This window comes from Nitrosomonadales bacterium (genome assembly GCA_016716325.1).
Lineage (GTDB): Bacteria > Pseudomonadota > Gammaproteobacteria > Burkholderiales > Gallionellaceae > Gallionella.
On the sequence record JADJWO010000001.1, the window covers coordinates 465,835 to 478,221 of the forward strand.

Annotated in this window: 11 protein-coding genes and 1 tRNA gene; 2 read left to right on the top strand and 10 right to left on the bottom strand. The window is 59.0% G+C overall.

The genetic code is table 11. The annotated features are described in order from the left end of the window. The first annotated feature begins 1 nt into the window (after position 1). Positions 2–1,111, top strand: a complete 1,110-nt coding sequence (gene amrS / locus IPM27_02190) for an AmmeMemoRadiSam system radical SAM enzyme (GenBank protein MBK9160370.1) — start codon at positions 2–4, stop codon at positions 1,109–1,111. Between the two features lie 14 nt (positions 1,112–1,125). On the opposite strand, the gene IPM27_02195 is transcribed toward amrS, so the two are convergent. The 7 genes from IPM27_02195 to rnr form a co-directional block, all read right to left on the bottom strand. Continuing rightward, entirely contained in the window at positions 1,126–2,508 is a 1,383-nt protein-coding gene (locus IPM27_02195) for a cation:proton antiporter (GenBank protein ID MBK9160371.1), read from the bottom strand. Then, on the bottom strand, positions 2,505–3,833 hold the full coding sequence (locus tag IPM27_02200) for a dicarboxylate/amino acid:cation symporter (GenBank protein ID MBK9160372.1): 1,329 nt from the start codon (positions 3,831–3,833) through the stop codon (positions 2,505–2,507). The genes IPM27_02195 and IPM27_02200 overlap by 4 nt, the downstream gene beginning before the upstream one ends. A 208-nt stretch (positions 3,834–4,041) precedes the next feature. Beyond that, complete coding sequence (locus tag IPM27_02205; GenBank protein ID MBK9160373.1) at positions 4,042–4,761, bottom strand: hypothetical protein; 720 nt, start codon at positions 4,759–4,761, stop codon at positions 4,042–4,044. 226 nt (positions 4,762–4,987) lie between these two features. After that, the gene (locus IPM27_02210) at positions 4,988–5,488 is read right to left on the bottom strand and encodes a hypothetical protein (protein MBK9160374.1); all 501 of its coding nucleotides are present in this window, start codon (positions 5,486–5,488) and stop codon (positions 4,988–4,990) included. A gap of 244 nt (positions 5,489–5,732) precedes the next feature. Further along, positions 5,733–6,362, bottom strand: a complete 630-nt coding sequence (locus IPM27_02215) for a phosphoribosyltransferase (GenBank protein MBK9160375.1) — start codon at positions 6,360–6,362, stop codon at positions 5,733–5,735. A gap of 160 nt (positions 6,363–6,522) precedes the next feature. Then, on the bottom strand, positions 6,523–7,266 hold the full coding sequence (gene rlmB, locus IPM27_02220; protein ID MBK9160376.1) for a 23S rRNA (guanosine(2251)-2'-O)-methyltransferase RlmB: 744 nt from the start codon (positions 7,264–7,266) through the stop codon (positions 6,523–6,525). Next, positions 7,259–9,499 (bottom strand): ribonuclease R, encoded by a 2,241-nt coding sequence (gene rnr, locus IPM27_02225; protein ID MBK9160377.1) that lies wholly within the window; start codon positions 9,497–9,499, stop codon positions 7,259–7,261. The genes rlmB and rnr overlap by 8 nt, the downstream gene beginning before the upstream one ends. Before the next feature lie 49 nt (positions 9,500–9,548). On the opposite strand from rnr, the gene IPM27_02230 reads away from it, so the two are divergent. After that, positions 9,549–9,633 (top strand) — tRNA-Leu (locus tag IPM27_02230). A 92-nt stretch (positions 9,634–9,725) separates the two neighbouring features. Here IPM27_02230 and IPM27_02235 read toward each other — a convergent pair. The 3 genes from IPM27_02235 to IPM27_02245 are packed head-to-tail and all read right to left on the bottom strand — an operon-like array spanning position 9,726 to position 12,368. Further along, complete coding sequence (locus IPM27_02235) at positions 9,726–11,036, bottom strand: adenylosuccinate synthase (GenBank protein MBK9160378.1); 1,311 nt, start codon at positions 11,034–11,036, stop codon at positions 9,726–9,728. Between the two features lie 25 nt (positions 11,037–11,061). After that, positions 11,062–12,213, bottom strand: a complete 1,152-nt coding sequence (locus IPM27_02240; protein ID MBK9160379.1) for an ATP phosphoribosyltransferase regulatory subunit — start codon at positions 12,211–12,213, stop codon at positions 11,062–11,064. Further along, positions 12,213–12,368, bottom strand: coding sequence for a DUF2065 domain-containing protein (locus IPM27_02245; GenBank protein ID MBK9160380.1), 156 nt, complete (start codon positions 12,366–12,368; stop codon positions 12,213–12,215). The genes IPM27_02240 and IPM27_02245 overlap by 1 nt, the downstream gene beginning before the upstream one ends. Between the last annotated feature and the right edge of the window lie 19 nt (positions 12,369–12,387).

A 12,387-nucleotide genomic window follows, 5' to 3' on the forward strand; every position in this document is an offset into this window, starting at 1 on the left:
CATGGATGAAGCCATCCATCCTGACGAACGTCATCCCGCGAAATACTCGCACAAGCTGGACGATGGGCGCATCCAGTGCGACCTGTGCCCGCGCGACTGCAAGATGCACGAGGGGCAGCGCGGCGCCTGTTTCGTGCGCGGCGTCGCAGACCATCAGATGGTACTGACCACTTACGGGCGCTCGTCCGGCTTCTGCATCGACCCGATCGAGAAAAAGCCGCTCAACCATTTCTATCCGGGCAGCAGCGTGTTCTCCTTCGGCACCGCCGGCTGCAACCTCGCCTGCAAGTTCTGCCAGAACTGGGACATCTCCAAGTCGCGCGACATGGACCGGCTGATGGACAGCGCCTCGCCTGCAGCCATCGCGCAGGCCGCACATCAATACGGTAGCAAGAGCGTCGCGTTCACCTACAACGACCCAGTGGTGTTCTTTGAATATGCGCTGGATGCAGCGGACGCCTGCCATGCACAGGGCCTGAAGACCGTCGCGGTGACTGCCGGTTACATTCACGACGCGCCGCGACGCGAATTCTTTGCCCGCATGGACGCGGCTAACATCGACCTCAAAGGCTTCACCGACCAGTTCTATGTCAAGCTGACCGGTGCGCACTTGCAGCCAGTGCTCGATACGCTGGCCTATGTGCACCACGAAACCGATTGCTGGCTGGAACTCACCACGCTGCTGATCCCCGGCCACAACGACAGCGACGCCGAACTCACCGCACTGGCGAAATGGGTGGCGCAGGAACTCGGGCCGGACGTGCCGCTACACTTCTCCGCGTTCCACCCGGACTGGAAGATGGCCGACGTGCCGCCCACGCCGCCCGCCACGCTGACCCGCGCGCGCGCCATCGCCATGAATGCCGGGCTGAATTACGTCTACACCGGCAACGTGCATGACAAGGAAGGCGACACGACCTTCTGCCCGTCTTGCCATGCAAAGCTGATCGAGCGCGACTGGTACGAGATCAACCGCTACCGCCTTACGCCCGATGGCCACTGCCCGGACTGCAACGCGAAGATCGCCGGGCATTTCGAGTCATTCGGCCAGCCGTTCGGTGCGCGCCGCATCCCGGTGATGTTGGGAAGATCGGCAAAGCCGCATCGCTGATCCCGGAAACGGCCTTAATGTCCTTCTTCAAGCTTTTCCGCGAGGAAACGCTCCTTGTTGCTGCCGATGACGAACAACAGGGCTGTGGAATAAAGGAAGGTGGACAGCATGATGATCCCGATCACCACCGCCTTGAACATCTCGAGGTGTTCGAACGAGTCCGGGATCATGGTCAGCATCACGATGGATAATCCGCCCTTGATGCCGGCGAACGTCAGGACACTCCACCAGCGGAAACTGATGTTGACCATCTTTCCTGTCTTGTTGGCGAGCCATGCAAACAGCCCCATCATCGTGCCGCGGATCAGCGTGGTAGCCAGGAACATCGCCAGTATCTCCACCTTGTAGTGCCACAACAGGTTCAGGTCGATCATCTCCGCCATCGCGATGAACAGGATGGTATTGGCGACGAGCGCCAGCAACTGGACGTCCTCCTTGCTGCGCAGATGCCGGTCGCGCTCCTCGACGGTCGCCTTGATGCGGTTCAGCACATTGCCGATGACGCCGGATGAACTGTTTTGATTCCGGGCCTCGAGTTGCAGTTCCGCCTCGTCACGCTCGATCTGCGCGCTTTCCTCGATGACCGCCTGCGTCATCACGTGATTGACCGTGATCGTCGCGATGATCACCGCGAGTATCCCGGACAGGTGCAGGTGCGAGTGACCTCCCAGCAGGTTGAGAATCTCGTAGAAATGCTCGGCGATAACGAATGCGCCGTAGCCGGTGATGATCAACACCATCATCTCGGCGATGCGGTTCTCCGTCGACTTCATCACGATCAGTCCGGCAAAGCCGACCAGCAGACCCACCGCGACCGAACCGAGCACCACTTCACCGCTGATGCCCGCCACATAGGCGGTGCCGATCTCGCCGCCGGACAACGCGAACAGGCCGACGAAGACAAACACGATCAGCGCGGTGGCATCGTTGAGCAGGCTTTCGCCCTCTGCCAGTATCTTGAGCCGGTGCGGAAGTTCGAACTTGGAAAAGATACTGACCACGGAAACCGGATCGGTTGCCAGCACCATCGCGAACAGCACGATGACCGCGGCATTGGACAGCGCGTAGTCGGCGAACAGCCAATCGGAAATCGCGAGCGCCATCAATACCGACAGCACGACCGCCACCACCGCCAGATAGAGCAGGCTGAACTTGTGTTCTTTAAGGTCGGCAAGCCTGACTTCGAGCGAGTCCGAAATCAGCAGGATCGGCAGCAGGAAGATCACCAGTGTCGCAAAGTGTTCGGCGTCTCCGGTCAGCACCGGCACCTGCTGGAAACCGTAGTGGGCCACAAAAGATAGCGCGATCAGGCCCAGCGGCGATGGCACCTTTAATTTATCTTCCAGTTGCAAAGCCAGGAACAGTATCCCGGCAATCATTAATAATATTGCGATCATTTATCTCTTCCAGCTTTTTTAAAAAAACTATTCCCCGCATACGGGCGCGATCCGAGCACATTGGCTTCGCCGCTCAGGCGCGCGATGATCACCGCCCCGCATGAATCGCTGAACACATTCACCGACGTGCGGCACATGTCCAGCACACGATCCACCGCCAGGATCAGGCCGATCGCCTCAACCGGCAAGCCAACAGCAGACAGAATGATCGCAATCGCGACCAAGCTCGCCGAGGGGATCGCGGCCACGCCGATGGAAGTGACCAGCGCCATCAGCACGATGGTGAATTGCTGCACGAAACCCAGCTCGATCCCATAAGCCTGCGCGATGAATATCGCCGCAACACATTCATACAACGCGGTGCCGTCCATGTTGACCGTCGCCCCCAGCGGCAGCACAAAGCTGCTGGTCTGGTTGGAAACGCCCGCCTTCTTCTCCACGCATTCCATCGTAAGCGGCAAAGTGGCGGCGGAAGAACTGGTGGAGAACGCGGTCAGCAGCGCAGGCGCCATCGCGCGGAAGTGGCGTCGCGGATCGACCCGCCCGACAAAGAACAGCAGCAACGGCAACACGATCATAAAATGCACCGCGAGACCGGCAATCACGCTGGCGAAGAACCACGCCAGCGGCACGAACGCAGCGTAGCCCGTACTGGCGACCACCTTGGCGACCAGACCGAACACGCCTATCGGCGCGAACAGCATCACCCAATCGGTGATCTTCATCATCACCTGAAACACGCCCTGCCAGAATTTATACAGGGTCTCGGCATGGGCAGTCTCGACCCTCGTCATAAAAAAGCCGAACAACAGGCTGAAGAAGATCAGCCCGAGCATCTGCCCTTCTGCCGCCGCCGCGACCACATTGGCCGGCACCATACGCAGGAAAATCCCGACCAGGTCGCCGGTACCCTTGCCTTCCACCCTGGCGACCACCTCATCGACATTCCCGGACATGCTGACCATATCCTTTGCCGGCACGCCGTCCGTCATGCCGGGTGCCACCATGTTCACGATGACGAGACCGACCAGAATCGCAAACAGGCTGGTTACCATGTAATACGTCAGCGTCTTCAGACCCAGCCTGCCGAATGCGCCGCCCGAACCGATGCCCGCGACACCCACGATGATGGACGACACCACCAGCGGCACGATCAGCATCTTCAACGCATTCAGGAACAGTGTACCGATAAAATCGAACACCGCATAAAAGCGCACGCCGAACAACCCCGCATCCGTCCCGGCCAGCGTACCGGCAATGACGGCAAGCACCAGCGCGATCAGAATCTGCCAGTGCAGTTTCAGTTTAATCAGCCATGAAAACATGTCGTGAAAAAATGGATAACGGGAAAGGAATGCAGGCGCAAGACATGTGCCGATATTAACGCCAATCAGTCAGGATGGGCGAATATTAACTGCCGGGATTGCTCATTACAGTATTGTGTATTCATTGCCACCAGAAAGCGGATTGTCGTGGCATGGCGCTATCGACACGTTGCGGAAGTTCAACGCAGATAGGGATGAGCCACTGAAATTATTTGGGCTCCGTCCCCATTTCGTGATTAAAGTGGCAGCAAGCATGGACTTCTGATAGCGGAAGCTGCAAGTCCAGATACTCGGGCGCATCTTTAGCATCGGTCAAGAATAAAAAGCGGTATTCGGCCTCTACCGCGTAGTTGAGTGTCTTCTTGAAATATTCTGCGACATCTACGCTGTGGATTGTATTGGGCAGCTTGGCAGCCTGCGGCATCGTATAAGTGCGTGACTTTTGTCTGACGTATGTCACTTTGTCGAAGGCTACAATTTCTATTTTTATCTGCTTATAAATCTCGCGGGCCAATATTGTCAGAAAGAGTTCAACGTTTGTAATCGTAAAGTAGTCGTTCACGCCGAAGCGATTCAACAGGTGCGTTCCACGGGTTGCAGAGGTGCTCACCATATATGCGGGCGGCAAGGACAGCTTATGTTGAAAACGCATGAGCCCTCCATCGTTGACTGTGACTGAGTGAACATTGAAGCCAAGGATGGCCTTAGCCTGTGGGCCAGTAAAGTAGCCAGGACCTTGGATGAAAGTCGACTTGGTTCCTTCTGTTGAATCTTGCCGTATATCTCCAATTGTTTGATAGCTATGCTGTTTCTTGACTCTTAAGCGGCCTTCTTCCTGAAGGGTGAGTACATGTATCCCCCGCAAGTAGCGGAAAAGCTGACGTTCACGCCACGAGGGGTCGGCAGGAAAATAGTACTTCGGTGACATGGGAACGCAATCTATCGGCAAAAACCCTCAGGCACAAGCGGAAAAAAGTCTATGCATTTTTAGTGCTGGTTCTGGTACGAACTGGGGAGCCAATCAGAACCAGAAGCTGTACTTCCGCAATTGGCACATAGCAATTAGTCAACTCGCTGGAATCATCGCCATAAAGCCGCCATTGACGGTTCATTATAGGTTCTGGGCTAGGTTTATGTTTTGGAAAAGCCAACAGTCATCTCCAGTCGCCTATTTTCTCCATAGGACAATTCATGGCTTCAGCAAGACGATTGGCTTGGGTATCTAAATTTCCCGAGTTGGCTACAACCAGAACTTTTCCTTGCGCATGCACTATATCAATACGAAACCGTGGAGTGCTTGGGTTGGAACCCATATCACTTGATTTGGGAGACCCCGCTGACATTTGGCGATTCAATTCAACTTTTATAATCTCGCCCGATTGAATGCGGATGCTATTGAATGGAAAGCCAGCCATCATTTTGATGATGGCAAGGTTACCATCGGCATCTACTTCGACGGTGGTACCGATCGCCGCGCCCATCGCAACCATCAGGCTTATCAGCGCAAATAATCCAAGGGCAATTTGTATAAATACTGGAGCCTCTTCTACGGAATAAACGGCAAAAGTAAAAACCGTTGCGCCTATCACCGCCAGAACAGCTACCAAAGGTTTTGCAGGCCAAGTGTGGGTATATCGAAAAGGAGCTTCGTTCATGTGGCTAACCGTTATTAAATTCATATGACAGACTCGTCAGGGCATGTTTTGATAATACGGACACGGCAGTTTTCCATAACCTATTGAAGTGGCGAAGGCTATCTAACTTCTCTATGAATAACAAGGCCAGTCATACTGGACAGCACCGTCCAATGTCTCCTTGTGGCACGCTCCTGACCATGGATTAGGCAGGCATTGTTTCCAGCAGCAGTCGTTGGATTCGCGCGAGAATTCCGGTTACGGGTTACGCAGTGCCGCCCAGCAGTGCAATCACCTCGTCATCGTCCACCTGCGGGAACGACTGGTAGAACTGGCCCACCGCATAGAACATCGCCGGTGCGGTCAGGCAAATCACTTGGTCGGCATATGGTTTCACCTTTTCCAGCGTGTCGGGTGGTGCGACCGGCACCGCGCAGACCAGTTTTTGCGGATGTCTGGCGCGTAGCGTGTGCAGCGCGGCAATCATCGTAGCGCCGGTTGCCAGTCCATCGTCCACCACGATAACGATACGGCCCGCAGGGTCGAGCGGCGGGCGCACCGGCGTATAGCTGGCGCGCCGTTCGCGCATCGTTTCAAGCTGTGCGGTTATCTCGGTTTCGATGTAGCGCGGACTGCCCGCTACCTGTTCCGCGTAATCGGCCAGATAGGTCCAGCCGGTCTCGTCCACCGCGCCGAGCGCGAATTCTAGATTGGCCGGCGCGCGCAGTTTGCGCACCAGCACCACGTCTATCTCGCCGCCCAGTTCGTCCGCGATGATCCGTGTCATCGGCACCGCCCCGCGCGGGATCGCCAGTACCAGCGGATGCTGTCCGCGATACTGCACAAGCGCTTTCGCCAGCCGCCGTGCTGCATCTTCACGATCGCGAAATATCATTTTTCCGACTGCCCTCCGCTTAAAGAGTAGGCCGGTGGTTACCCCGGGTTATGCCCCACCCTGCCGCTGCACCCGCAAGGAGTACGCCGGTGGGTGCCCGGGGCTTACGCCCCACCCTGCCGCTGCACCCGCAAGGAGTACGCCGGTGGGTGCCCGGGGCTTACGCCCCACCCTGCCGCTGACGCCGTGCCTCGAACAGGCAGATGCCGGCGCTGACCGAGACGTTGAGGCTTTCCACGCTGCCGAGCATCGGAATGCGTACCAGTTCGTCGCAGGTCTCGCGCGTCAGGCGGCGCAGGCCCTCGCCTTCCGCGCCCAGCACCCAGGCCAGCGCGCGGGTGTGCCTGAAGCTGTTCAGATCCTGCTCCGCCTCGCCCGCCGCACCGACCACCCAGATGTCGCGTTCCTGCAATTCGCGCAGCGTACGCGCCAGATTGGTAACGGTGATGTAGGGCACGGTCTCGGCCGCGCCGCAGGCGACTTTCTCCACCGTTGCGGTGATGCCGACCGCGCGATCCTTGGGTGCGATCACCGCATGCACGCCGAACGCGTCGGCGCTGCGCAGGCAGGCGCCCAGATTGTGGGGATCCTGCACGCCGTCCAGCACCAGCAGCAACGGCGGTTCTTCCAGCGTGTCCAGCACATCGGACAGGTGTTGTACACGGCGAGCCGCATCGACGCGCGCGGCGACGCCCTGATGCCGCGAGCCGCCCGCCATGCCGTCGAGACGTTTCGCGTCCACCGGGATGACGCGCACGCCGTTGTCTTCCGCCAGCTTGACCAGGTCGCGCATGCGCGGGTCGTGACGCTGCGCCTGCAGGTAGATTTCCAGCACGCCGTCCGGGTTCTGGCGAATGCGCGAGGTGACGGCATGGAAGCCGTAGATGAGACGCAGGTCAGCCATGGTGTTTCTTTCCTCTGGATTTTCCTTTTGCTGCTTTGCCTGTGCTGCGCCCTTCTCCGCCGGTTTCGATCAGTCCATCGAGCACAAAGTCAATCTTGGTACTTTCCATATCCACCTTCACCACGCGCACCTGTACGCGATCGCCGAGGCGATAGCGCTGTCCGGTGCGTTCGCCGAGCAACTGGTGTTTGGCGGCATCGAACTGGTAGTAGTCCTTGCCGAGTTCGGAGATGTGTACCAACCCTTCGACGTACAGGTCGTCCAGCGAGACGAACATGCCGAAACCCGTGACCGACGAAACCGTGCCGGTAAACACGCTGCCGAGATGGTCACGCATGTAGAAACATTTCAGCCAGGCTTCGACATCGCGCGTCGCATCGTCGGCACGGCGCTCGGTCATCGAGCAGTGCATGCCGAGCTCGGACCATTTCTGTGCCGGCTTGTATTGTTTGCCGTGCAACACGGCCTTGATGGCGCGATGCACCAGCAGGTCGGGATAGCGGCGGATCGGCGAGGTGAAATGGGTGTAGGCCTCGTATCCCAGACCGAAGTGGCCGACGTTCTCCGGCTCGTACTTGGCCTGTTTCAGTGAGCGCAGCATCACGGTCTGCAACAAGCCCGCATCGGGACGTCCCTTGATGCGCTTGAGCAGTTTTGAATAATCGGCCGCCTGCGGGTCATCTTCCCCCGTCAACTGCAATCCGAATTCCTTCATGAATTCGCGCAGGGCTTCCAGTTTCTCGGGCGTGGGCCCTTCGTGGATGCGATACAGCACGGTGTGCTTGTGCGCGTGCAGGAAGTCGGCGGCGCAGACGTTGGCCGCCAGCATGCATTCCTCGATCAGCTTGTGCGCGTCGTTGCGCACCACCGGCACGATGCGCTCGATCTTGCCCTGGTCGGTGAAGATCATCTGCGTCTCGACCGTCTCGAAGTCGATCGCACCGCGCTTCTCGCGCGCATGCAGCAGCTTCTGGAACAATTCATGGAGATGTTGCAGGTGAGGCAGGATCTTTGCATTGCGCTTTGCCAGTTCTCCGTCCGGCTGGCCCAGCATCTCGGCGACCTGCGTATAGGTCAGGCGCGCGTTGGAATACATCACCGAAGGATAGAAACGGTACTTGCCGATCTTGCCGCTGTTGCTGACGTGCATGTCGCACACCATGCACAGGCGCTCCACCTGGGGGTTCAGCGAACACAGGCCGTTGGATAGTTCCTCCGGCAGCATCGGGATCACGCGGCGCGGAAAATATACCGAGTTGCCGCGCAGGATCGCCTCTCGATCGAGCGCATCGTTGGTCTGCACATAGTGGCTGACGTCGGCGATCGCCACCACCAGCCGGTAGCCGCCCTTCTCCGGCACGCAATACACCGCATCGTCGAAATCGCGCGCCGTCTCGCCGTCGATGGTGACCAGCGGCAGGCTGCGGATATCCTCGCGTCCGGCCCAGTCCTCCGGCCTGACCTCGGGAGCAAAGTGTTTGGCCTGTTTCTCGGCATCCTTGGGAAACTCGTGCGGCAGGTCGTGCTTGCGCAGCGCGATCTCGATCTCCATGCCCGGATCGGCATAGTTGCCCAGCACCTGCACGATGCGCCCGATCGGCTGCGCATGTTTATCGGGATGCTTGAGTATCTCCAGGATCACCACCTGCCCGGTCGTGGCATCGCCCGATTGGCCCGATGCGACCAGGATATCCTGGGTGATGCGGCGGTTCTCCGCCACCACGTACTGGATGCCGTGCTCTTCGTACAGGCGGCCCACCACGCGGCTGTTGGCGCGCTCCAGCACTTCGACGATCTTGGCTTCCGGACGACCGCGCCGGTCCACGCCGGATTGCCGCACCATCACCACATCTCCGTGCAGCACCTTGTGCATTTCCTTCTCGCTGAGGAACATGTCCGGGCTGCCGTTTTCCGGTATCAGGAACCCGAAACCGTCCGGATGACCCTGCACCTTGCCCTTGACCAGGTCGAGCTTGTCCACCACGCAGATCGCGCGCTTGCGGTTGCGCATCACCTGGCCGTCGCGTTCCATCGCACCCAGCCGGCGCAGGAACGATTCCTCTTCATGCTGCGCGATGTGCAGGAGTTGCAGCAACTCCTCTTCTCCGACCGGACCGCCCTGCTCGGCAAGCACCTGCAAAACGAACTCGCGACTGGGCAACGGATGCGGATATTTCTCGCGCTCGCGCTCCAGATGAGGGTCCTGCAGACGCAAATTATTTTTCTTTTTCATTGACAATAAATCCTTTAACAATTAAATTGCGCGCCTTCGGTAAAACGAAGCCCAGATGGCGGAATTGGTAGACGCGCACGGTTCAGGTCCGTGTGCCGCAAGGTGTGGAGGTTCGAGTCCTCTTCTGGGCACCAGTTACAAACAATGGCTCGCGCAAGCGGGCCATTTTATTTTTCGCGCGCGGAACACCGAAGTGCCGCCGGTTGTGTCGCGGGCGGCACGAACCTTATTCGAACGGATGGCGCAGCACGATGGTCTCATCGCGGTCCGGGCCGGTCGAAACCATGTCCACCGGCACACCGCAGACCTGCGCGATCCGCTCCAGATAATCGCGTGCGGCCTGTGGCAGGTCTTCGTAGCGTTTTACGCCGACCGTACTGCCGCTCCAGCCCGGCATTTCTTCGTACACTGCCTCGCAATCGGCCAAAGCATCCGCACCTGCCGGCAATATATCGCTGGCGACGCCGTTGATCCGGTAGCCGATACCGAGTTGCACGGTCTCCATGCCGTCCATCACATCCAGTTTGGTGATACACAGTCCGGATACGCCGTTGATCTGGATCGAGCGCTTGAGCGCGGCCGCATCGAACCAGCCGCAACGGCGCGGACGTCCGGTGGTGGAGCCAAACTCGTGGCCGCGCTTGGCCAGCCCTTCGCCGACCGGGTCGCATTTATCCACCGCGTCGTACAGCTCGGTCGGGAACGGCCCGGAGCCGACGCGCGTGGTATAGGCCTTGGTGATGCCCAACACATAATGCAGCATCTGCGGTCCCACACCCGCGCCCGCGCAAGCGGCACCGGAGATGCAGTTGCTGGAAGTGACGAATGGATAGGTGCCATGGTCGATGTCCAGCAACGCACCCTGTGCGCCCTCGAACAACAGATTCATGCCCGCCTGGTTGGCCTCATACAGGGCACGCGGGACGTCCATCACCAGCGGCTCGATGCGTTCTGCCAGCGCCAGCGTGTCATCCAGCGTCTGCTGGAAATCCACCGGATCTGCATTGAAATAATTCTTCAGCACGAAGTTGTGGTAGTCCAGTACCTCGCCCAGCTTGGCAGCCAGACGCTCGCGGTAGAAGATGTCCTGCAGCCGGATCGCGCGACGCGCGACCTTGTCTTCATACGCCGGGCCGATGCCGCGCCCGGTGGTGCCGATCTTGCCGCTGCCCTTGGCCGCTTCGCGCGCCTGGTCCAGCGCCACATGGTAAGGCAGGATCAACGGGCAGGCTTCCGAGACCTTCAGGCGCTCGTAAACGTTTATACCGGCCTTTTCGAGCTCGTCCATTTCCTTGAGCAGCGCCTGCGGCGACAGCACCACGCCGTTGCCGATATAGCACATGACTCCTTCGCGCAGGATGCCGGACGGGATCAGGTGCAGCACAGTCTTCTTGCCGCCGATCACCAGCGTGTGTCCGGCATTGTGGCCGCCCTGGAAGCGCACCACGCCATGAGAATGATCTGTCAGCCAATCGACGATCTTGCCCTTGCCTTCATCACCCCACTGGGTGCCGATTACCACCACGTTCTTAGCCATTGCAAAGCTTCCGGATTAAATAATTTTATAGGGAGACAACCTGCCATGCGCCGTCGCGCAACACCAGTTCACGATCACATTGCAGCTCGGCATCCGCATTGCCCAGCAGGTCTACGACCACCACTTCGCCGGTAGCGCGCAATCCGGCGATCCTGTCATGCAGTGCAGCATCGTCCGAATACGGAGCTCTCACTCCTTTTTTCGGGGATTGCGCGGGCAGCAGGCGATACAACTGGCGCAGGTCCATGCTGAACCCGGTCGCGGCACGGGACCGCCCGAAGCTCTTGCCCAGATCGTCGTAACGCCCTCCCAACGCAATCGCGTCGTGACTGCCCGAATGGTAGGCGGCGAACACCATGCCACTGTGATAGTGATAGCCGCGCAGGTCGGCCAGATCGATGCCCACGCTGGCAACCAGCGGTTGCAATTTTCCGGAGACGGCCTGCAGGTCGTCGAGCGCGGCGCGGATTCCCGGATAATCCGGGAGCTCAGCGCGCGCACGCGCCAACACTTCCGCGCAACTGCCATACAACGTCGCCAATGCCAACAGTGCGTTGCGCAACGTCGCTTCCAGCGGTTGCGTCAGGACATGCAAAGCCGCACCATCCTTGCCTTGCAGTGCCGAGAACAGTGTGTTCTCCATATCCTGGTCGAGTTTTGCGTGGTTCATCAGCGCGCGGAATACGCCGACATGCCCGAGGTCGAGATGCACGCCTTCCACACCCAGATGGGTCAACGATTGCAGCATCAGTTGCTGGATCTCGAGGTCGCTTTCCAGTCCGCTGTGGCCGTACAGTTCCGCGCCAATCTGCAACAGCTCGCGGGTACGCGTCAGGCCGACCGGCTGGGTATGCAGCACACTGCCCGCATAACACAGTCGAGCAACGCCCCGGCGGTTGAGCAAATGCGCATCGATGCGCGCCACTTGCGGGGTGATATCGGCGCGCACCGCCAGGGTGCGGCCACTGAGCTGATCCACCAGCTTGAAGGTGCGCAGATCCATGTCGTGGCTGTCTACGATCAGCAACGATTCGGCGTACTCCAGCAATGGCGGCGCGACCAACTGATATCCGGAACGGCGCATCAACTCCAGGAATTGCGCGCGCATCCGCTCGACACGCCATGCCTCGTCGGGCAGCATGTCCTGGACATATTCGGGAAGTAACCAGTTCTGCATCATTTCATCCAGTACAACAACATCAATCCGGCCAGCATCGAGGTCAGGCCGATGAAACGCAACTGCCCGTCAGACATCGCCAGCAACCTGCGGAAGGTCTCGCGCCATTGATCCGGAAACAGGAACGGCATCAAACCTTCGATCACCAGCATCATCGCAAAACCGAGCAGCCAG